Annotated in this window: 19 protein-coding genes and 1 tRNA gene; 15 read left to right on the forward strand and 5 right to left on the reverse strand. The window is 63.1% G+C overall.

Annotated features, from left to right (window positions below; all coding sequences use genetic code 11):
• The first annotated feature begins 1 nt into the window (after position 1).
• The 15 genes from LA321_RS16890 to hypB all read left to right on the forward strand — a co-directional run bounded on the left by LA321_RS16890 (position 2) and on the right by hypB (position 15,344).
• Positions 2–955: a respiratory chain complex I subunit 1 family protein gene (locus LA321_RS16890; RefSeq protein ID WP_042069483.1), complete on the forward strand. Its 954-nt coding sequence runs from the start codon at positions 2–4 to the stop codon at positions 953–955.
• A gap of 80 nt (positions 956–1,035) precedes the next feature.
• Positions 1,036–2,754: a hydrogenase large subunit gene (locus LA321_RS16895; RefSeq protein ID WP_042069484.1), complete on the forward strand. Its 1,719-nt coding sequence runs from the start codon at positions 1,036–1,038 to the stop codon at positions 2,752–2,754.
• A 9-nt stretch (positions 2,755–2,763) separates the two neighbouring features.
• On the forward strand, positions 2,764–3,321 hold the full coding sequence (locus LA321_RS16900; RefSeq protein ID WP_042069485.1) for a formate hydrogenlyase complex iron-sulfur subunit: 558 nt from the start codon (positions 2,764–2,766) through the stop codon (positions 3,319–3,321).
• Positions 3,321–4,136: an NADH-quinone oxidoreductase subunit B family protein gene (locus tag LA321_RS16905; protein WP_042069487.1), complete on the forward strand. Its 816-nt coding sequence runs from the start codon at positions 3,321–3,323 to the stop codon at positions 4,134–4,136. Before LA321_RS16900 ends, LA321_RS16905 begins: the two co-directional genes overlap by 1 nt.
• Positions 4,129–4,563, forward strand: coding sequence for a formate hydrogenlyase maturation HycH family protein (locus LA321_RS16910; protein WP_042069488.1), 435 nt, complete (start codon positions 4,129–4,131; stop codon positions 4,561–4,563). The genes LA321_RS16905 and LA321_RS16910 overlap by 8 nt, the downstream gene beginning before the upstream one ends.
• Positions 4,563–5,054 (forward strand): hydrogenase maturation peptidase HycI, encoded by a 492-nt coding sequence (gene hycI / locus LA321_RS16915; protein ID WP_042069489.1) that lies wholly within the window; start codon positions 4,563–4,565, stop codon positions 5,052–5,054. Before LA321_RS16910 ends, hycI begins: the two co-directional genes overlap by 1 nt.
• Before the next feature lie 192 nt (positions 5,055–5,246).
• Positions 5,247–5,338: transfer RNA gene (locus LA321_RS16920), tRNA-Sec, on the forward strand.
• A 216-nt stretch (positions 5,339–5,554) separates the two neighbouring features.
• Positions 5,555–6,967 (forward strand): L-seryl-tRNA(Sec) selenium transferase, encoded by a 1,413-nt coding sequence (gene selA / locus LA321_RS16925; protein WP_042069491.1) that lies wholly within the window; start codon positions 5,555–5,557, stop codon positions 6,965–6,967.
• A gap of 4 nt (positions 6,968–6,971) precedes the next feature.
• Positions 6,972–8,870: a selenocysteine-specific translation elongation factor gene (selB, locus tag LA321_RS16930; RefSeq protein WP_042069492.1), complete on the forward strand. Its 1,899-nt coding sequence runs from the start codon at positions 6,972–6,974 to the stop codon at positions 8,868–8,870.
• A complete protein-coding gene (gene hypF, locus LA321_RS16935; protein WP_042069493.1) occupies positions 8,867–11,287 on the forward strand; it encodes a carbamoyltransferase HypF in 2,421 nt (806 codons plus the stop codon). The genes selB and hypF overlap by 4 nt, the downstream gene beginning before the upstream one ends.
• A 144-nt stretch (positions 11,288–11,431) precedes the next feature.
• Positions 11,432–11,683, forward strand: coding sequence for a HypC/HybG/HupF family hydrogenase formation chaperone (locus LA321_RS16940; protein WP_026458475.1), 252 nt, complete (start codon positions 11,432–11,434; stop codon positions 11,681–11,683).
• Positions 11,677–12,795, forward strand: a complete 1,119-nt coding sequence (gene hypD / locus LA321_RS16945; protein WP_042069494.1) for a hydrogenase formation protein HypD — start codon at positions 11,677–11,679, stop codon at positions 12,793–12,795. Before LA321_RS16940 ends, hypD begins: the two co-directional genes overlap by 7 nt.
• Positions 12,796–12,880: 85 nt before the next feature.
• On the forward strand, positions 12,881–13,885 hold the full coding sequence (gene hypE / locus LA321_RS16950) for a hydrogenase expression/formation protein HypE (protein ID WP_042069495.1): 1,005 nt from the start codon (positions 12,881–12,883) through the stop codon (positions 13,883–13,885).
• Between the two features lie 9 nt (positions 13,886–13,894).
• Positions 13,895–14,236 (forward strand): hydrogenase maturation nickel metallochaperone HypA, encoded by a 342-nt coding sequence (gene hypA / locus LA321_RS16955; RefSeq protein ID WP_026458218.1) that lies wholly within the window; start codon positions 13,895–13,897, stop codon positions 14,234–14,236.
• 238 nt (positions 14,237–14,474) lie between these two features.
• Positions 14,475–15,344 (forward strand): hydrogenase nickel incorporation protein HypB, encoded by an 870-nt coding sequence (gene hypB / locus LA321_RS16965; protein ID WP_209418280.1) that lies wholly within the window; start codon positions 14,475–14,477, stop codon positions 15,342–15,344.
• Positions 15,345–15,593: 249 nt separating this feature from the next.
• On the opposite strand, the gene LA321_RS16970 is transcribed toward hypB, so the two are convergent.
• From LA321_RS16970 to LA321_RS16990, 5 genes are all read right to left on the reverse strand, one after another.
• A complete protein-coding gene (locus LA321_RS16970; protein ID WP_042069498.1) occupies positions 15,594–16,232 on the reverse strand; it encodes an ATP-binding cassette domain-containing protein in 639 nt (212 codons plus the stop codon).
• The gene (locus LA321_RS16975) at positions 16,232–17,020 is read right to left on the reverse strand and encodes an ATP-binding cassette domain-containing protein (RefSeq protein ID WP_042069499.1); all 789 of its coding nucleotides are present in this window, start codon (positions 17,018–17,020) and stop codon (positions 16,232–16,234) included. Before LA321_RS16975 ends, LA321_RS16970 begins: the two co-directional genes overlap by 1 nt.
• 70 nt (positions 17,021–17,090) lie before the next feature.
• Positions 17,091–17,903, reverse strand: a complete 813-nt coding sequence (locus LA321_RS16980; protein WP_042069500.1) for an ABC transporter permease — start codon at positions 17,901–17,903, stop codon at positions 17,091–17,093.
• The gene (locus LA321_RS16985; protein WP_042069501.1) at positions 17,893–18,897 is read right to left on the reverse strand and encodes an ABC transporter permease; all 1,005 of its coding nucleotides are present in this window, start codon (positions 18,895–18,897) and stop codon (positions 17,893–17,895) included. The genes LA321_RS16980 and LA321_RS16985 overlap by 11 nt, the downstream gene beginning before the upstream one ends.
• Entirely contained in the window at positions 18,882–20,486 is a 1,605-nt protein-coding gene (locus tag LA321_RS16990; protein ID WP_407929441.1) for an ABC transporter substrate-binding protein, read from the reverse strand. The genes LA321_RS16985 and LA321_RS16990 overlap by 16 nt, the downstream gene beginning before the upstream one ends.
• Between the last annotated feature and the right edge of the window lie 17 nt (positions 20,487–20,503).

Below are 20,503 nucleotides of genomic sequence, written 5' to 3' on the forward strand. Positions count from 1 at the left end.
TATGCCTGTTCTTGAAATGCCGAGCTGGGGCATGGTTGCCCTCGCCCTGACCCAGGCCATCGCCATGCTGGCGCTGGCGCCGCTTGCTACCGGTTTCAACCGGGTGTTGCGGGCCAAGATGCACTCCCGTCAGGGGCCGGGCCTGCTGCAGGATTACCGGGATATCGCCAAGCTCCTGCGCCGTCAGGAGGTGACCCCCGAGCCTGCCGGCATCCTCTTCAACCTGATGCCTGCACTGCTCATTGCCGCCCTCTTGCTGGTGGCGATGGCGCTGCCGACCCTGACTCACGAGTCCCCCTTCCCCATCGCCGGGGATCTCATCACCGACATCTATCTGTTCGCCATCTTCCGCTTCTTCTTTTCGCTCTCGGGGCTGGACAGCGGCAGCATGTTTGCAGGTATTGGTGCCCGCCGCGAGTTGACGCTGGGCATTCTGGTGGAGCCCATTCTGGTGCTCGCCTGCTTCATCATGGCGATGATGGTGGGCAGCTCGGATCTGGGCAACATCAGCAGTTATGTGGCGATCCAGCCGCTGGCCGCGCCGATCGCCACCCTGCTGGCGGGTGCTGCTTGCGCCTTCGCGGTGTTTGTCGAGATGGGCAAGCTGCCCTTTGACTGCGCCGAAGCCGAGCAGGAGTTGCAGGAAGGGCCGCTCACCGAGTATTCCGGTGCGGGCCTGGCCCTGCTCAAGCTCAGCATGGGCCTCAAGCAACTGGTGGTGGTGCAGCTCTTTCTGGTGATTTTCCTCCCCTTCGGCAAGGCGGCCAACTGGAGTCTGCCGGCGCTCATCGGCGCGGCGCTGATCCTCGCCTGCAAGCTGCTGGTGGCCTTTTTGCTGGCAGGCATCATCGAAAACGCCATGGCCCGTACCCAGTTCGTGCGCACCCACAAGCTCACCCGCTACGGGTTGGGGCTGGCCCTGCTGGCGCTGCTCGCCTATCTGGTCGGGATCTGAGCCATGCCCGCCAGCACAGCGACTTTTTCCGATTTTATCATTTTCGAATGCTCATTCCCGAACATTAAAGTGAGAACTGCATGACCATCGCCATTTCGGATCGCATCGGCTGCGACTACATCCAGCAGGTGCGAGCACAACTGCCCCACGCCATTGTCGACGAGGAGTGGCAAACCGCCGATCAGGCCACCATCACCGTCAAGCCCACCAGTCTGGTCGAGACGGCCAGCCTGATCTTCCATCAGCTGGGGGGCTGGCTTCCGCTCTCCTTTGCCAATGACGAGCGCAGCCTCAACGGCCACTTCGCCGTCTACCACGTCTTCTCCATGGAGGGTGACACCAAGTGCTGGCTCACAGTCCGGGTGCTGGTGGATGCCGATACCCAGGAGTACCCCTCCATCACCCCGACCATTCCGGCGGCGGTGTGGGGCGAGCGGGAGATCCGCGACATGTACGGCCTGCGTGCCGTCGGCCTGCCGGACGAACGCCGTCTGGTACTGCCGGATGACTGGCCGGAGGATATCCACCCGCTACGCAAGGACGCCATGGATTATCGCCAGCGCCCGATGCCCACCACCGACACCGAGACCTACCCCTTCGTGAACGACTTGGGCAGTGATGCCAACCGCATCGTGCCGGTCGGCCCGCTCCACATCACCTCCGATGAACCGGGCCACTTTCGTCTGTTCGTCGATGGCGAAGACATCATCGATGCCGACTACCGCCTCTTCTATGTCCATCGCGGCATGGAAAAGCTGGCAGAGACCCGCATGGGCTACAACGAAGTGGCGTTTCTGACCGACCGGGTCTGCGGCATCTGCGGCTTTACCCACAGCGTCGCCTACACCACCTCGGTGGAGAACGCCATGGGCATTGTGGTACCCGAGCGGGCCAAGATGATCCGCGCCGTGCTGCTGGAGGTGGAGCGCCTGCACAGCCATATCCTCAACATCGGCCTGTCGAGCCACTTCACCGGTTTCGACACCGGCTTCATGCAGTTCTTCCGGGTGCGGGAAAAATCCATGACCCTGGCCGAGCTGCTGACCGGCGCCCGCAAGACCTACGGCCTCAACCTGATTGGCGGGGTGCGCCGCGACATCTTCAAGGAAGATCGCATCAAGGGTGCCCAGCTGGTGCGGGAGCTCCGTGATGAGCTCAAACCCCTGGTGGCCATGCTGCTGGATACCGCCAACATCTCCTCCCGCCTCATCGGTATCGGCAAGCTCGACCCGCAAATTGCCCGCGATTTCAGCTGCGTCGGCCCCATGGTGCGGGCGAGCGGCTTCAAGCGCGACGTGCGCCGGGTCCACGACTTTGCCGGCTACCGCGAGCTGCCGATGGAGATCCAGACCAAGGCGGGTTGCGACGTGCAATCCCGGGTGCTGGTGCGCATCCACGAGCTCTACGACTCCCTCGACATGATTGAGTTCGGCCTGGAACACCTGCCACAGGGGCCGCTTTTGACCGAAGGGTTCACCTACCAGCCGGGCAAGTTTGCGCTGGGCTTTACCGAGGCGCCCCGCGGCGAGAACGTCCACTGGAGCATGACCGGGGACAACCAGAAGCTGTTCCGCTGGCGCTGCCGCGCCGCCACCTACGCCAACTGGCCTGCTCTGCGTTACATGCTGCGCGGCAATACCGTGGCGGATGCGCCGCTCATCATCGGCAGTCTGGATCCCTGCTACTCCTGTACCGACCGGGTCACCCTGGTCGACCCCAAGAAGGGCAAATCCACCGTGGTCTCCTACAAGGAGATCGAGCGCTACGGCATCGATCGCAAAAACTCTCCGCTGAAATAAGGGGTCATCATGATCAAGCTGTTCAAGACCATCCTCAAGGCTGGCACCCCGACCGCCAAGTACCCCTTCGCCCCTTACGAGGTGAACCGGGATTTTCGCGGCAAACCGAAATATCAGGCGGATCAGTGCATCGCCTGCGCCGCCTGCACCAAGGCCTGCCCGGCCAATGCGCTGGTGATGGAAGTGGACATGGAGACCGGCGAACGCCGCTGGGAGATCTCCATGGCGCGCTGCATCTTCTGCGGCCGCTGCGAGGAGGTCTGCCCGACCCGCGCCATCGCCCTCTCCCCCGAGTTCGAGCTGGCGGTGACCAACAAGGCCGACCTTTATGAGGAGGCCCGCTTCGCGCTGGCCCCCTGCACCCTGTGCGGCACCTACTTTGCCCCGAGCAAGCTGGTGGCGCTGGTGGAGGACACCCTCAAGCAGGCAGGCACGCCGCTCGCTACCCCGGAACGACTGCACCACTGCCCCGACTGCAAACGAAAACAGAGCATGCTGAGCCAGCCTGACTCGGCCCTGAGCACACCGGTAGCCACACCGATGGCCGCACAAAAGGAGTGGATGTGATGAGCAAGATCAAAGGCATAGAACCGGTTGTCGGCCATGCCCATACCCGCGCCGTGCCGCTGGCACAGGATCCCGAGATCACCAAACTTAAAAAAACTCTGCTCAAAGACATTCGCCGCTCGGCCTATGTCTACCGGGTCGATTGCGGCGGCTGCAACGCCTGCGAGATCGAGATCTTCGCCACCATCACCCCGCTGTTTGATGCCGAGCGTTTCGGCATCAAGGTGGTCGCCTCTCCCCGCCACGCCGATATCCTGCTCTTTACCGGCGCGGTGACCCGGGCAATGCGGGTACCGGCCCTGCGCGCCTACGAGGCGGCGCCCGATCCCAAGATCTGCATCGCCTACGGCGCCTGCGGCTGTGACGGTGGCATCTTCCACGACCTCTACTGCGTCTGGGGCGGCACCGACAAGATCGTGCCGGTAGATGTCTATATCCCCGGCTGCCCCCCCACACCGGCAGCCACCATCTACGGCTTTGCGGTGGCGCTCGGTCTGCTTGAGCAAAAACTCAAAGCCACCAGCCACGAGGTGCAACCGGGTGAGCGGGTCGAGCTGCGCCACACCGGCATCCCCAACGAAATTCGGGTGATGATCGAGCGCGAAGCGCGCCGCATGGCCGGTTACCGGCAGGGGCGGATCATCGCTGACGAGTTCATGGCCCTGCTCGAAGGGGCGACCCGGCAGGATGTGGATCTGCGTATCCAGAGCTACCTCGATCAGCACGAGGATCCGCGCCTGGCGGAGATCGTCAACAACCTGGCAAACGCCTGCCTCAACCGGGCGGCCGGCAAGGGAGAGGCGGTGCATGGCTGACGAGGTTTTCTTCTATCGACTCTCGCGCAAGTTCGTCGACGAGCAGTTCGACGTGCCCCCCGCCTCAGCGAAGGAGATGGGGCAAGCCAAGGAGGTGATCTACTACAGCCTCGCCATCGGCCACCACCTCGGAATCGTCGATTGCCTGCGAGCTGACCTGGTCTGCTCGCTGACCGGTTATCGCGACTGGGTAGCCAAGCTGCCAGAGGGGAGCGAAGCGCGCCGCAAGATGGAGGGGTTTCTCACCTTTGGCGAGATCACCATCTATCGCGAGCACTGCCATATGCTGGCCTGCGCCTTCGACCGACTGCGCAAAACCGACAATCTGCTCGATGAGCAGGAGCTGGGCTGGACCAATACCTTTATGGATCAGCTCACCGCCCTCTTTAACGACCCCCATATGTACCTGATGGTAAGGAGCCGCTGATGGGCTGCAATCTCGTGTTGACCGTGGGCAATGCCATGATGGGGGACGACGGTGCCGGCCCCTATCTCGCCGACAAGCTGCAGGCCGCCCCTCTGCCCGGCTGGATCCATATCGACGGCGGCATCGCGCCGGAAAATGTGGTCTACAAGGTGCGGGAGTTGCAACCGGAGCGGGTGGTGCTGGTGGATGCCGCCGAGATCGGCGAGAAGGCGGGTACCCTGCAGGTGATCCCCCCCGAGACCATCGCCGAGATGTTTATCTTCTCGACCCACAATATGCCGCTCAATTTCCTGATCGACGAGCTCAAGACCTTTGTCCCCGAGGTGATCTTTGTCGGGGTACAACCGGCCATCGTGGCGTTCTCTTTCCCGATGACCGAGATGGTGAGCGAGGCGATGGATTATCTTTATCAGCATCTTGATTGCGCCCGGGATAGCGGTTTGTTAATAAATCAACTGGCTCAGTGGAATATGGCACAGGATACCGCTTGAATATTTAACGGAGTGTTAAAAGACACCTGCCACAATATTTAATCAATGCCCGATGTTAAATGAATGACATCGGGCTAATTGTCCTGTTTTTGATATAAAACAATTCAATCTGAAATTTGCAAAATATTGTCTCACCACGACCAGAAAAGCATTGCCAGCACGTACAGATTGGCACAGAATGGCGGCCGACGCGGAAGTTGATGGGGTCTGGTGGCCCCCTCGGTCTTCAAAACCGATGTGAGCCGAGAAGGCTCTGGCAGGTTCGATTCCTGCCTCTTCCGCCACTCTCATATATTAAAATCATATATTAGGTAAATCGAATCAACACCGCTTGCCAATATCATTCCGGGCAGCTTCAATTTGACCACCCATTAATTTGTCAGAATATGTCGCATCATTAATATTCTGAATCATTTGGCTGCGTCAATATATCCATCTTGCCTGGTTCCCCTATCGGTGAAGCGTGTGTATCCCAGCCACGCACTCTTCGGGGGACTCCCATGCTAGACCATGCTTTGACTCATGCCGCCTTCGACGATTCGTTACCACGCCATCAGCAGCCGACCCATCGCCTGCCCCAGGTGGAGCAACTGCTGCAGCAAGCCTTTCTCGTCCCCCATATCGCCTGCTTGAGCCGGCCACTGGTGACCCGGGTGGTGCGCGAAACCTTAAACGAAGTGCGCCAGAGCGAGGCATTTCGCCAGCACGGGGTGACCCCCGCCCACCTTGAGACACTCATTGCCAAACGCTGCCAGCAGCAAGTGCGCCGGCGCCAGACCCGGGTGATCAACGCCACCGGCACCCTGATACACACCAATCTGGGGCGCTCGCCGCTAAGTAGCGAACTGTGGGACGAGGTGCGCGATCTCAACACCGGTTATAACAATCTCGAACTGGAGCTCGCGACCGGCAAGCGCGGCGGGCGCAAGGGGCTGATCGCCACTTTGCTCACCTGCCTCACCCAGGCCGAGGACTCCTTGGTGGTCAACAACAACGCCGCCTCCCTCTTCTTGCTGTTGCAGGAGGTGGCTCGCGGGCGCGAGGTGATCGTCTCCCGTGGCGAGCAGATCCAGATTGGCGGCGGCTTTCGCATTCCCGATATTCTGGCGCTCTCGGGCGCCAAACTGGTGGAGGTGGGCACCACCAATATCACTACGGCCAGGGATTACCTCAACGCCATCACCGATGAGACGGCCATGGTGCTGATGGTGCACAGATCGAATTTCGCCATTCGCGGCTTCACCGAATCCCCCGATATCGGCGAGCTGGCCCGCGCCCTGCCGGATCATGTGGTGCTCGCGGTGGATCAGGGCTCGGGCTTGACCTGCGAGGAGTTTGCGCCGGATGAAACCCCGGTGCGTCAATACCTCAAGGCGGGGGCGGATCTGGTCTGCTACTCCGGCGACAAGCTGATGGGCGGGCCCCAGTGCGGCATCATCAGCGGCCGGGCAGACCTTATCAAGCGGCTGGAAAAACACCCCATGATGCGCACTTTCCGCCCGAGTCGCATCATCCACTCCCTGCTGGAACGCCTGCTCATTCACAAGCTCAACAAGTCTCCCCTTGGCGAAGGGATAGCCCAACGCACCCTTGCCGATCCTGCCGCCATGCAAGTTCGATCCGACCGGCTGATGGCCGCCCTGCCCGATTGTTTTGACGCCCTGCCCGCCCAGCTGGTGGTGGGGGGCGGCACCCTGCCGGACGAGTTCTACCCCGCCCCTGCGCTGGCCTGCCGGGATCCCCGTCCAGCCCAGCAGCTGCTCGATGCCCTGCGGGAACTCCCGGTGCCGGTGATTGCCACCGTGCGCCAGCAGAAGGTGCTGCTCAATATGGCCACCCTGCTCGAAGAGGACATGGGGCCCCTGATTGCCCAGCTGACCGATCTGCTCACCCCTGCACCACGGGAGTCCTGATCCCATGACCTCCTATCGCGCCGTCATCGGCCTCGCCGGTCACGTGGATCACGGCAAGACCCAGCTTATCAAGGCCCTCACCGGCATTACCACGGCCCGCGCCCACGAGCAGGCCATCGGCATGACCCAGGATCTCGGTTTTGCCCATTTTGACGATGGCCAGGGCAACACCATAGGCGTTATCGATGTGCCGGGTCATGAGCGCTATATCCGCAACATGGTGGCGGGGCTCTGGAGCCTGGATCTGGTGCTGCTGGTGATCGCCGCCGACGAGGGGTGGATGCCGATGACCGGCGAACACCTGCGCCTGCTCAGGGCCATGGGGGTACCACGCCTTGTTGTCTGCATCAACAAGTGCGATCTGGTGAGCGCCGATGAACTGGCGCTGCTGGAAGAGCACCTGCTGGAGCGAGTGATGGACGAAAGCGGCATGGTGCCCGATATCGTCAGCGTCAGCGCCAAAACCGGTGCGAACATGGCTGCCCTGCACGCCGCCATCCTGCGCCAGCTTGCCGATCTGCCAGCATCGCACGCGGCTCACGATCAGGATGCCCCGCGTCTGTATGTAGACCGGGTCTTTACCGCCAGCGGCACCGGCACTGTGCTTACCGGCACCCTGCAGCAGGGCAGCCTCAAGGTGGGGGAGAAGCTCCTGCTCCAGCCTGCCGGCCGCGAGGTGCAGGTGCGATCCCTGCAGGCCTATCACCAAAACCTTGATGAGATCGGCGCCGTCTGCCGGGTAGCGGTGGGCCTGAAAAAGGTTCCCCACAAGGAGGTGGCCCGCGGTCACTGCCTCACCCGTGCCGATGGCCAGTGCGAGGCGGCCACTCATCTTATCGTGCGACTTGAAGAGGTTGGCACCGATATCCGCGAGCTGCGCTCCCCTCTGCACAACAAAGAGGTGGAAGTGGCTCTCGGCAGCTGGCATGGCCGGGCCCGTTTCGTTCCAATCAAGGATACTCGGCTGGCGCGGCTTATCTTCGCCGATCCCATCCCCTGTTTCTTTGGCCAGCCGCTCGCCATCATCCGCCACGGCAGCAGCGAGTTGCTGCACGGCGGCCGCATCCTCTGGTGCGGTGATATTCACCCCGCCAGACGCAAGGCACTGCACGCCCTGCTGGGCAACCTGCCGGATGAGCTGACCGACTATCACCCCGCCAACCTTGAGCTCGGGCTCAGCGGCTATGTGGCAGCCAGCCGTTTTCGCACGCTTCCCGTCGATCTTCCTGCCCATCTTGTGCAACTGGGCGACTGGGTATTGGAGCGCACCTGGCTGGCCCAGCACCGTGACAAGCTTCTTGGCACCCTGGCAAGCGAGCCCTTGAGCGCCGCCGAGCTGGCGACCCGCTTTGGCATCGCTCAGCCGGTTATCCAGGCCCTGTTGCAACAACTCAAAACCGGGCAGCTGGTGCGCCTTCATCACGACAAGTGGCAGCCGGGCAGCGGTGAGTCGGAAGATGATCTGGAAGAAGAGGCACAGTTGGTGCTCAAACTGGTGCGAGATCAAGGCAAGGAGGGGTATGAGCCCGGTAAACTGGGTCCCGGCGGCGTGACGGTGGATCCACTGCTCTCCCTGCCAGCCAGTTTGCGCCAGCGCCTGCAACAAAAGGGAGCGCTGCAAAAACAGCTGCGCAATCTGGCCAGACTCAAGTATCTGGTGCAGCTGGAAGGACCCATCTACTACGACGCTGCGCTTTACAACCAAATGGTAGAAACCGTGCTGGCTGGCCAGCAGGTGGGAGATCTGATCGACATGGCGTCACTCAAACAAGTCACCGGATTGTCGCGCAAATACGCCATCCCGTTTTGCCTGCGCATGGAGATGGACGGCTGGGTGCGCCGGGAAGAGAACGATCGCCGGGTATTGCGCATGCCAGCGCGTGCTCACGAGGTGCCGGCATGACGGCGCAACCCGACATCCAGACCACCGCCCGCCAGCGCCTTGAGTTTCATCTCGACGGTATCGTGCAGGGGGTCGGCTTTCGCCCCTTCGTCTATGGCCTGGCCCTGCGCCACCGCCTCACCGGCTATGTCTTGAATGACGCAAGCGGCGTCACCATTGGCGCCGAAGGGTCGCCCGAGCAACTGGCCGCTTTTGCCCGCGAACTGCGGGAGTTGGCGCCGCCGCTCAGCCGGATCGATCACTTCAGCAAGCGAGCCCTGCCCCTTGACGATGACCCCGACCATAATTCCGACTACGACGGCCAGTTTCATATCAAGGCGAGCGAGCAGCAGAGCGCGGCCACAGTCGCCATCTCACCGGATCAGGGGATGTGCGAGGCGTGCGCCCGGGATGTGGCCAACCCCCTTGATCGCCACCACCGCTACCCCTTTACCAACTGCACCCACTGCGGCCCGCGCTACACCATCATCCGTCGCCTCCCCTACGACAGGCCCCATACCGCCATGGCGGGCTTTGCCATGTGCCCGCGCTGCGCGGCAGCCTACGAAGATCCGCTGGACCGGCGCTACCACGCCCAGCCGGTAAGCTGCCCCGAGTGCGGCCCGCACCTGACTTGGCGCACCGGCACGGGGGATGCCCTGGCCGAGCGCGAGGATGCCCTGCAAGCCGCCGCCCGCGCCCTGCAAACGGGGTCGCTAATTGCAGTCAAGGGGATGGGCGGCTATCACCTGATATGCGATGCCCGCGATGAAGGCGCCGTGGCACGGCTTCGCCGGCTCAAGCTGCGCGAGCGCAAGCCCCTGGCGGTGATGATGGGCTCCCTTGCCGAGGCCCAATTGCATGTCACTGGCAGCGAAGAAGAGTGGAACCTGCTCGCCTCCCAGGCCAGGCCCATTACCCTGCTGCGCAAGCGCACCAAGGATGATCGGCCATCCCAACAACCAGCGGTGCCGCTGACCGAGGGGATAGCCCCCGGCATCCCCTATCTCGGGGTCATGCTCTCCTATACCCCGCTCCACCAGCTGCTGCTCGATGCGTGCGCCATCCCGCTGGTGGCCACCAGCGCCAATGGCCGTGGCAGCCCCATCCTTGTCGAATGCGTGGCGGTGGTGCGCGAGCTGGGGCATCAGATCGACGGCATCCTGGATCACAACCGCCCCATCCTGCACCCCTGCGACGACAGCCTGGTGCAGTGGGCGGGTGGTCGGCGCCAGACTCTGCGTCTGGCGCGGGGCTATGCCCCCTGCACCCCCAGCCTGCAGGAGGCGGTAAAGGTGCCGATGCTGGCGGTCGGGGCCCAGCAGAAAAACCAGCTGGCGCTGGCCTTCGCTCGCCAGCGTATCTACAGCCCCTATATCGGCGATCTGCACAGCCTGCCGATGCAGGATCACTTCGAACAGACCCTCGCCACCTTTCAGGGGCTGTACGATCTCGTACCCGAGCTGCTGGTCTCGGATCGCCACCCCGGTTATCTCAGCCACCAGTGGGCCAGGGAGTATTGCCGCGAACACAACGCCACTCACCTTGAGGTGCAGCACCACCACGCCCACTTGCTGGCGGTGATGGCCGAGCACAACCTGACCGGCCCCGTACTGGGCTTTGCCTTCGATGGCACCGGCCTTGGTGATGAGGGGGCGCTCTGGGGTGGCGAGTTGCTGATCGCAGACGTGCAGGGATTTGAACGGGTGGCACACCTCAAGCCATTTCGGCTGATCGGCGGTGAGGCTGCCATCCGCGAGCCGGTGCGCCAGCTGCTGGGGCTGCTGTTTGAGTCGTATGGCGTGGATGAGATCAGACAGCTCGATATTCCGCAGATCAACAAACTGCCCATAGAGCGGATCAGCAACCTGCACCAGCTCTGGCATCTCGGTCGCAATGCGCCCCACACCAGCTCCATGGGACGGCTGTTCGACGCCGTCGCGGCGCTGCTCGGCCTTGTCGATACCCCGGATTACGAGGGGGAAGCGGGACTCCTGCTGGAGGCGGCGGCGCTAAGGCTTTCGCCGCACGAGCAGCCTTGGCCGCTCCATTTTAAGCTGACGGAGCAGCCCGATGGTCCACTTCTGATCGACTGGGCGCCCCTGGTCGATGCGCTGATCAAGGCCCGGGAGCGCACCACGATTGCCAACCTAGCCGCCGGCTTTATCCGGGCCATCAGCGAGCTTGTCGTCGCTCTTGCTAAGCGCTTTGCGGGCTACCCGGTGGCGCTTGGCGGCGGCGTGTTTCAAAACCGGGTGCTGATGGATGCCCTCATTCCCCGTCTCGAAGAGGCCGGATGCGAGGTGTTGACCAGCGAGATCCTGCCGCTCAACGACGGCGGCATCGCCGCCGGTCAGCTCTGGTTTGCCATCCACCACAGGGCGGCGCAAACCGGTGTTGCCAGCCCTGCCGAAGGCGCCGCCCGCCCTGATAAGTGAGATCCGAGAACGAGCACCCGATGCGCCTTTTCCTTGTTCACCCCCCTCTTCACGACAAGCGCGAGCCCGACGCGCGCACGGCCCGCATCGCCGTGCCGCGGGCCCGTCGCCTTGCCTTCACCCGTTGCATTTCGGAGTCCTGATATGTGCCTTTCCATTCCCTCCCAGGTGGTGCAACTGCACCCCGAAGACAACTGTGTCACCGTCGACACCCTGGGGGTACAGCGCCGGGTCAGCTGCATGCTGCTCGATGAACCCCTCGGGATCGGGGACTATGTGCTGCTCCACATCGGTTTTGTGATGAGCAAGATTGATGAAGAAGAGGCGCAGGCGAGCCTCGAGAGTTTCCGCCAGATGGTGGCCCTGATGCCCGAGCAAGAGACGCTGCCATGCTGACCTTGAATGATCTGTTCCAAGGCTTTCGTCAGCCCCAGGTGATCCGCGCCCTCGCCGCGCAAATTACTGAACTCGCAAAAGATCTGCCCGAACCGCTGCGGGTGATGGAGGTGTGCGGCGGCCATACCCACACCATCATGAAGTACGGCCTGCACCAGCTCTTGCCGGCGAACATCGAGTTCGTTCACGGCCCCGGCTGCCCGGTCTGCATCATGCCCAAGGAGCGCATCGATCAGGCCATGGCGCTGGCCCGTGAGCCCAACGTCATCCTGGTCACCCTGGGGGACATGATCCGGGTACCGGGCTCCAGGGGTTCCTTGGCCCAGCAGCGGGCCAAGGGGAGCGATATCCGCCCCGTCTATGACCCCCTCGATGCCCTGCGCATCGCCAAGGAGAACCCGGACAAAACCGTGGTCTTCTTCGCCATCGGGTTCGAGACCTCCACCCCCATGACCGCCGCCTTGCTGGCGGCCGCTGAAGCTGAGGGGATTGAGAACCTGCTGTTTCATATCAACCATGTGCTGGTGCCCCCCGCCATCCACGCCGTGATGGCCGACGGGGTGGCCCGGGTCAACGCCTTTATCGGCCCCTCTCATGTCAGCGTCATCACGGGCGCCGATATCTATCTGCCCATCGTGGAGCGCTACCGGGTGCCGGTGGTGGTGAGCGGTTTTGAGCCGGTGGATGTGATGGAGGCGCTCTTGATGATGGTGCGCCAGAAAGTGGAGGGACGCTGCGCCCTGGAGGTGCAGTACAGCCGGGCAGTGACCGCCAGCGGCAATCAGGCAGCCCAGCGGCTGGTCGAGCGCTATTTCGAGACCCGTGAGCACTTTCGCTGGCGGGGTCTTGGGGATATCAACGCCTCCGCCCTGCGTCTGCGCGATGCCTTCACCAAGCGTGATGCGGAGCGTCATTTCCAGCTCGATCAGACCCCCATCGACGATCACAAGGCGTGCCAGTGCGCCGATATCCTGCGCGGACTGGCCAAGCCAAGCCAGTGCAAGGTCTTTGGTCGTGGCTGTACCCCGACCCAACCCATGGGCAGTTGCATGGTGAGCTCGGAGGGGGCCTGCAATGCCTATTACCGATATATGGGGATCCAATCACGATGAGAGAGAGTCAGTTAAGCCACGGCGGTCGTGTGAGCGGTCGAGATGATCCCGTCTGTTTCGTCAATCTTGTAGAGAGCCAGCCCCGATGAGAGAAATTCAACTTAGCCACGGCGGTGGCGGGGTGGAGATGAATCAGCTGATAAACCAGCTCTTCTTCCACCACTTTGGCAACGAGATCCTGCTGCGCGGCGAAGATGCCGCCCTGCTGCCGGTAGAGGGTCCCGTTGCCTTCACCACCGACAGCTTCACCGTCTCGCCGATCTTCTTTGAAGGGGGGGATATCGGCAAGCTGGCCATCGCCGGTACGGTCAACGATCTGGCCATGATGGGGGCCAAGCCGGAATACCTCAGTTGCAGCTTTATCATCGAGGAGGGCCTCCCTTACGCCGACCTCGTCCGCATCGTGGAATCCATGGCCCGGGAGCTTGCCAAGAGCGCTGCCCGCATCGTCTGCGGCGACACCAAGGTGGTGCCCAAGGGGGCGGCGGACAAGATCTTTATCAACACCAGCGGGGTCGGCAGCTTCCCGCTGCCAGAACAGAGCCGGGGCATCTCGGTGCGCAATATCAAGGCCGGTGACGCCATCCTGGTGTCGCGGGATATCGGCAGCCACGGCGCCTGCATCCTGATGGCCCGTGACGCCCTGCAGCTGGGATCTGATCTCAAGAGCGACTGCACCACCCTCTGGCCGCAGGTAGAAGCGCTGCTGAACGCGGGCCTCACCCCCCACGCCCTGCGCGATGCCACCCGGGGCGGCCTCGCCGCCGTGCTCAACGAATGGAGCAGCGCCTCCCAGGTGGCCATCGAGCTGGAAGAGTCCGCCATTCCGGTGTGCGATCCGGTGCGCGGCCTGTGCGAGCTCTACGGCTTCGAACCCTATGATCTCGCCAACGAGGGGACCATGGTGCTGGCCCTGCCAGCCGAGCAGGCGCAAGACGCCCTGGCCATCTTGCAGCAATTCAACCCCTCCGCCAGCCAGATTGGTGTGGTTCAGGCAAGCGAGCAGCACAAGGTGATCCTGAGCAACCCCTGGGGCAGCCGCCGTTATCTGGAGCTGCCGCAAGGGGAACTGCTCCCGCGGATCTGTTAAGGAATCCCTATGCACGAAATGTCTCTGGCCATGGCCGCCATCGATCTGGCGGCCGAGCAGGCTACCCAGCGGGGCTTTCACAAGGTCACCGCCCTCTGGCTCGAGATCGGCAGCTTCTCCTGTGTCGATCAGAGCACCATTGCCTTCTGTTTCGAGGCCGCCGCCAAGGGGACCGTCGTCGAGGGTGCCCGCCTGCATTTTCAGCACAAGACGGCAGAGGGCTGGTGCTACGACTGCAGCAAGACGGTGCAGCTCACCGAGCGGGGCCAGCCCTGCCCCGACTGTGGCGGATACAAGTTACGCGTCGCGCAGGGCGATAGCCTGCGCATCACCGATATCGAGGTAAGTTGAAATGTGTAGCGTATGCGGATGCGGCCAGGCGCGGATCGCCGGTCACGAACATGAACACGACCATGAGCACCATCACGACCATGCTCACTCCCATCACCATGAGCACGATCATCACCCTGCCCACGGCGACCATCACGAGCATGATCACGGACAAGATGCACCGCGCACCCTGATCGTTCACCACCACTACCACCATCAGGGGGATGTCCATCACCACTACCACGGTGTGCGCTCCCCCATGGAGCCGGTGCCTCATGATCATGGCTACGGGCACCCTCATGATCACGACTATAGCCATCACCATGATCATGCCCATCTGCACCATCATGCTCACCCCCATCAACATCACAGTCACTCTCACGAACATGAGCATGAGCATGAGCATGAGCATGAGCATGAGCATGAGCAGGGTGATCTGCACTACGGTAAGGGGGAAGCGGGGCTGTCAGTGCCCGGCATGGGACAGCGCCAACTGATCGCCATCGAGATGGATGTGCTGGCCAAGAACAACCTGCTGGCGGCCCACAACCGCGAACACTTCGAGGCCGCCAACCAGCTGGTGCTGAATCTGGTGTCGAGCCCGGGCTCGGGCAAGACCACCTTGCTGTGCGAGACCCTGCGCCAGCTGGCGGACAAGCGCCCCTGCGCCGTGATCGAAGGGGATCAGCAGACAAGCGCGGATGCCGATCGCATCCGTGCCACCGGTGTGCCCGCCATCCAGATCAACACCGGCAAGGGTTGCCACCTGGATGCCAAGATGGTGCACGACGCTTGCCACCAGCTGCCGACCCTGGATGGCGGCCTCCTCTTTATCGAGAACGTGGGCAACCTGGTCTGCCCCGCCAGCTTCGATCTCGGCGAGAAGTACAAGGTGGCGATCCTCTCCGTCACCGAGGGGGAGGAAAAGCCCCTCAAGTACCCGGACATGTTCGCCGCCGCCCAGCTAATGGTGATCAACAAGATTGACCTGCTGCCCTACGTGAGCTTCGATGTGGCCCGCTGCATCGAGAACGCCAAGCGGGTCAACCCCTATATCCAGGTGATCCAGGTGAGCGCCACCACGGGCGAAGGGATGGAAGCCTGGTTAAGCTGGCTGGCCAGCGCCTGAGTGCTAGTCGGTTAAAAACCGCCGATAAAAAAGAGAGGGAGGCTAATGCCTCCCTCTCTTTTTTATCGCGCTGCCAGTAGTCCTCCCTCACCCTGGCCCTCTCCCCGGGGAGAGGGAACCCTTTTGTGGATGCCAATAATGCCCTGCCATTATCCAAATACGCCGAGGCAAATCTTGCTGGCGAATCGCATATTTACGCCCTTCTCCCCTTGCGGGAGAAGGGCCGGGGATGAGGGGGAACGCGGCCACTCAGGCTGCCTGATGGGCTCTTTGTTCTGCCAGCGGCTGCTCCTCGCCAACCCGGATGATGCGATGGCAGATCTGGCGCAGCAGCGCTTGCTGATGGCTGAAGATCAGCATGCCGAGCCCCCGGTTCTCGCACTCGCGTATCAGCTCACGCCAGATCTGGCGTTGCAGCCTGGGATCGAGCTGGGCGGTCACTTCGTCGGCGATCAGCAGCCGGGTTCGGGGATCGAGGGCACGCAACAGGGCGATGCGGGCCAGCTCACCGCCTGAGAGCTGGCCGGGTTTTCGGCCAAGCCATTCGGGGTTGACCAGAAAACGGGCCAGCATGGCCTCGTCGGGGCGCCACACATCCCACAGCGCCTGGCCCGTGCTGCGGTGGGGATTGAAGGTGAGCTCGGGGTGCTGGGGCACCAGCTGGATGGGGTGGTAGCCCTTCCATTGCCGGGGAAGCACCTTGCCATCGAGCAGCAGGGTCCCCTCACTCGCCGGCTGCCAACCCGCCAGCACCCGCCCGAGGGTGGTCTTGCCATGGCCGCTCGGGGCGGAGATCCCCACTCTCTCCCCGGCCTGGATGGTGAGCGTCATATCCTGCCAGAGCGCGCGATCCCCCTGTCGCACGGTCAGGTCTCGTACTTCAAACATCAGGATGCCTCCGGCGCAGAAAAGAGCGCGTTGAACTCAGGCAATGCCTGCCAGTGATCCCGCAGCATCTCGCTCCCTTGCCCCTGGCGCAGGTGGTGGCTGCTCAAGGTATCGCTCACCCGCCCCCGATGGAGCGCCACGATGCGATCGGCAAAGCGCGAGGCCAGCGCCAGATCGTGGGTAACCCAGAGGATGCCGCTGCCTTGGCTGGCGATCTCCCGCAACTGTGCCAACAGCTGACAAGCCAGCTCCTCGTCGAGCCAGGCGGTGATCTCGTCCGCCAGGATAAAGCGGGCGCCGCTCAAGGCCGCTGTGCAGGCCAGGATGCGCTTGGCCATGCCACCGGATAGCTGGCGCGGATAGCGCGCCAGGGTCGCGGGGGGCAGCTGGTAGCGCGCAAGCTGCGCGCCAAGCTGCTCACGGGAACCGCGCTGGCCGCACAACCTGGCCGCACGGCCCAGCTGGCGCTCCACCGTCAGCAGCGGATTGAGGGCACTCACCCCCTGCGGTACATAGCAAAGGGTGTGACCGCGCAGGCGGGCCCGACTCTCGTCGCACAGGAGATCGCCGTCGAGGGCAATGGTGCCGCGCATGCGCAGGTTGTCCGGCAGCAGGGTGAGCGCACTTTGCAGCAGCAGGCTCTTGCCCTCGCCGCTTCCCCCCACCAGCGCGACGATTTCGCCGGGGGCCAGTTGCAGGCTGATATCGGTCAGCAGCGGCCGCCACTGGCGCCGCCCCCACCAGGAGTAGTGGGCCGCCTCTATGGTCACCTTGTCGAAGGTCAGCATCGTTTACTCCCAAAAACAGTTGGATGGTTGCCCTGCCACCCTTTGATCAGGGCGAGGTCGCACAACGGGATCAGCATCCCTCCCCCCCGAACCAGAGCCGCTGCAGGGCGCGGGTAGCTTGATCAAACAGCAGCACCAGCAACAGCAGCATCAGACCGGGGAAGAGGGCCAGCCACCAGCCGCCCCCGGCGAGATAACGCAGGGCATCCGCCAGCAGCAGACCCAGCGAGGCCTCGTGAGCCGAGAGGCCAAACCCGAGAAAACTCAGGGCGGCGCTGTGCAGCACAGCGTGGGGGAACATCAACAGGGTGCCGATAAACCACTGGGGCAAGAGTCCCGGTAGCAGGTGGGCCCGCCAGCGGCGCCAGGGCCCCATCCCCTGACAGCGAGCCAGGATCATATAGTCGCTGCTGGCGATGCGCCGAGCCTCAGCGCAAAGAATGAGCGCCAGTTTGGGCCAGTGGGTCAGCGCCACCGCCAGGATCACCCCGCGCATGCCGCCCCCCACGGTGAAGCAGATAAGGATCAAGAGCAGCATATGGGGCAATGCCAGCATGGCGTCGATGATCATCCGCACCGCCACATCGCATCTGGGGTGAATGAGTGAGAGGCTTGCCGCCACCATGGCCAGCAGGCCGCTGCACAGGGCCGTGCCAAGACCAAGTTCGAGACTGGTGAGGGTGCCCTGAAAGGCGCGTTGCCAGAGATCCCTCCCCATCTGATCGGTCCCGAACCAGTGGGTCAGCGACGGCGGCTGATGGCGGGCCAGCAGATCCATGGGCACCTCGTGGGCCGAGAGCCCCCAGCCGTAGCCGGCCAGCAGCGCCAGGGCGACCAGCGCAAACCCCAGACGCAGCAAGGAGGGAAGCGGATTAAACAGCATGTTCCCCCTCCCAGCCGACATTCATGCGTGCCACCAGCAGGCGGGCGGCACTGTTGCCCAAAAAAACCAGCAGGGTGCAAAAGAGCACTATCCCCATCAGCAGGGGGATATCCCCCCGCAACCCCGCATCCACTGTGGCCTGACCGAGCCCCGGGTAAGCGAAAACCTTCTCCGCCAGCAGCGACCCGCCAATCAGCTCGCCGAGCGAGGCAAACTGCAGGCAGAGGGCCGGGGTCAGGGCGTGGCGCAGCACGTGAAAGCGCAGCATGGGCCAGCCGCCATCCCCTTGCGCGCGGGCATAGCGGATAAAGTCGCTCTCCAGCACCTCGGCCACCCGCCCCCGGGTGTGCAGGGCGATATTGCCCATCCCTAGCAGGGTCAAGGTCGCCACCGGCAGCACCAGATGCCGGGCTCGCATGGCCCAGTCCACCTCATCAGCCGACAGACCCGGCGACCAGGCGCAGCAGACCGGAAGCCAAGGCCAGTGCACCGCAAACAGCGCCAGCAGCAAGAGACCGACCCAGAAGGTAGGCAGGGAGGCGAGCAGGTAAGCAAAACGGCAGATGAGGCGATCCGGCCAGCGGTTGAGGTAACGACCGGCACACAGACCCAGCAATATGCCCAGCGAGCCCGACAGCAACCAGGCCCCCCCCAACAGCAGGAAAGAGGCGGCAAAGCGGCTGCCGATCACCTCACCCACAGGCGCGTTGTAGAGCATGGAGTAGCCCAGATCCCCCCGGAGCACCTGGGTAAACCAGTGCCAGTAGCGCTGCCACAGGGGCTGATCCAGCCCCCAGCGGGCGGCGATGCGGGCGTACTGCTCGGGGGGCACGTGCAACAGATCATTGCCGATATAGGCCTTGACGGGATCGATGGGGGAATAGCTCAGCAGTACGAAGGTCCCGAGCGATACCAGACACAGGAGCCCTGCCAGACGCAACAGGGCTTTGCTCGCCATTTTCAGCATGGCAAACGAACTTAGCGGCACGTCCACCGCCAATCTTGCAGGTTGCCCAGCAAAGACCAGCTGCCGTGGATCTCCGGCGCCCCCTTGCCAAGGTCGATGCAACTATTGGCGAGATAGGTGTGCTGCACATTGAGCAGCCAGGCCCAGGCGGCATCCCCCTGCACTCCGGCGCCGGTTTTGCCATCCCACTCCACCTGCTGCCAGAACGGCACCGCCGCCTGCCAATCGGGGGCATCCAGCGCCTGTTTGAGGTGAGCATCCACCACCGGATTTTGGTAATAACCCGGGTTGTAGAACTCCACCCCGGCAGAGGCGCTCTGGTAGTGGTGATAGAGCTCCATGGGATCCAGACTCCCCCACCCCATCAGCACAGGATTGGCGTGCATCTCGCGCTCCACCTGCTCCCAGCTGCCGGACTTGAGGCTCACTTCGAGGCCGATGGGTTTGAGCATGGCCCGCACCGCCTCGGCCAGATCCCGGCGGGTGCTGTCGCCGCTGGTATACCAGAGAGTAAAGGCGGCGCGCTGGGAGCCCTTGCGGCGAATGCCGTCTTCTCCTACCTGCCAGCCAGCCTCATCCAGCAGGGCGTTGGCTCGGGCGACATCCCCATCCTTGAAAGCGGTCGCCTTGCCCTGCCAGGGCAGCCCCTCCACCGCGCTGTAGGCAGGGATGGCGTGCCCTTCCAGCAACTGATCGGCGAGCAGCTGGCGATCGATGGCGTAGTTGATGGCGCGGCGCACCGCCACATCCGAGGTCACGTCGTTGCCGACGGGGTTGCCATTGGCATCCTTGCTACCCGCAGGCGGAATGGGGAAGACGATGCCGCGGTTCTCCACGCTCGGGCGCACCCAGAGCTTGAGGGTGTCGGGCACGGTGGGGGCCAGCGAAGGAGCGATGCGCACCAGGTCAAGCTGACTGCTCCGGGCGGCGGCATAAGCGCTCTCTTCATCGATAAAGACAAACACCAGCCGTTTGAAGTCGTTGTTGCCACCGGCGTAATAGGGGTTCGCCTCCACCACCAGCTGCTGGCCGGGCAGGAAGCTCACCAGCCGGTAGGGACCGGCGCCGACGGGATGGCGGGCGTAAGCCTTGGGATCGTAATCCTTCTTCGAGACGATACCCAAAGAGCCCAACACGTTGACGAAGGTACTCTGGGGGGCGCTCAAAGCAATCTCCACCTGGGTGGGCGACACCACTTTGGCCGAGACGAAGTTGCCCATGTCGATCTTGCCGCCGCCTTTGGCCGCGCTGTTGTAGGTGAAGGCCACGTCCTCGGCGGTGAGCGGCGCGCCGTTGGAGAATTTCAAGTTGGGTTTCAAGGTGACGAGCCACCCCTTGCCATCCTTGCTCGGGGTCACCGACTCGGTCAGTACGCCCTGCCAGCTCAAGTCCGCATTCTGTTTGAGCAGCGGGCTGTGCAGCAGCAGGTAGCTGCCGTGGCTCCAGCCAAGCAGGGGGTCAAACCCTTCGGTTGGCTCAGCCCCGATAGCGAGTTTGAGCTCGGCGGGGACGGGTTGTGAGGCAGCCAGGACGGCCTGAGAGCCAACCCCCAGCAACAGGGCCAACAGGGCGGCTGCGCCGCGACGCAAACCGCTGACCTGACTATAACCTTGCATTGTCATGTGATCCCTTC

It is taken from the genome of Aeromonas enteropelogenes (genome assembly GCF_020097295.1).
GTDB lineage: Bacteria > Pseudomonadota > Gammaproteobacteria > Enterobacterales > Aeromonadaceae > Aeromonas > Aeromonas enteropelogenes.

Bases quoted from the DNA above. Each gene is read 5' to 3' on its own strand.
- LA321_RS16970 (WP_042069498.1), bottom strand. From the start codon at position 16,232: ATGTTTGAAGTACGAGACCTGACCGTGCGACAGGGGGATCGCGCGCTC.
- hypA (WP_026458218.1), top strand. From the start codon at position 13,895: ATGCACGAAATGTCTCTGGCCATGGCCGCCATCGATCTGGCGGCCGAG.
- LA321_RS16975 (WP_042069499.1), bottom strand. From the start codon at position 17,020: ATGCTGACCTTCGACAAGGTGACCATAGAGGCGGCCCACTACTCCTGG.
- selA (WP_042069491.1), top strand. From the start codon at position 5,555: ATGCTAGACCATGCTTTGACTCATGCCGCCTTCGACGATTCGTTACCA.
- LA321_RS16905 (WP_042069487.1), top strand. From the start codon at position 3,321: ATGAGCAAGATCAAAGGCATAGAACCGGTTGTCGGCCATGCCCATACC.
- selB (WP_042069492.1), top strand. From the start codon at position 6,972: ATGACCTCCTATCGCGCCGTCATCGGCCTCGCCGGTCACGTGGATCAC.
- LA321_RS16895 (WP_042069484.1), top strand. From the start codon at position 1,036: ATGACCATCGCCATTTCGGATCGCATCGGCTGCGACTACATCCAGCAG.
- LA321_RS16890 (WP_042069483.1), top strand. From the start codon at position 2: ATGCCTGTTCTTGAAATGCCGAGCTGGGGCATGGTTGCCCTCGCCCTG.
- LA321_RS16980 (WP_042069500.1), bottom strand. From the start codon at position 17,903: ATGCTGTTTAATCCGCTTCCCTCCTTGCTGCGTCTGGGGTTTGCGCTG.
- hypD (WP_042069494.1), top strand. From the start codon at position 11,677: ATGCTGACCTTGAATGATCTGTTCCAAGGCTTTCGTCAGCCCCAGGTG.
- hypE (WP_042069495.1), top strand. From the start codon at position 12,881: ATGAGAGAAATTCAACTTAGCCACGGCGGTGGCGGGGTGGAGATGAAT.
- LA321_RS16910 (WP_042069488.1), top strand. From the start codon at position 4,129: ATGGCTGACGAGGTTTTCTTCTATCGACTCTCGCGCAAGTTCGTCGAC.
- LA321_RS16940 (WP_026458475.1), top strand. From the start codon at position 11,432: ATGTGCCTTTCCATTCCCTCCCAGGTGGTGCAACTGCACCCCGAAGAC.
- hypB (WP_209418280.1), top strand. From the start codon at position 14,475: ATGGAGCCGGTGCCTCATGATCATGGCTACGGGCACCCTCATGATCAC.
- LA321_RS16990 (WP_407929441.1), bottom strand. From the start codon at position 20,486: ATGCAAGGTTATAGTCAGGTCAGCGGTTTGCGTCGCGGCGCAGCCGCC.
- hycI (WP_042069489.1), top strand. From the start codon at position 4,563: ATGGGCTGCAATCTCGTGTTGACCGTGGGCAATGCCATGATGGGGGAC.
- LA321_RS16900 (WP_042069485.1), top strand. From the start codon at position 2,764: ATGATCAAGCTGTTCAAGACCATCCTCAAGGCTGGCACCCCGACCGCC.
- hypF (WP_042069493.1), top strand. From the start codon at position 8,867: ATGACGGCGCAACCCGACATCCAGACCACCGCCCGCCAGCGCCTTGAG.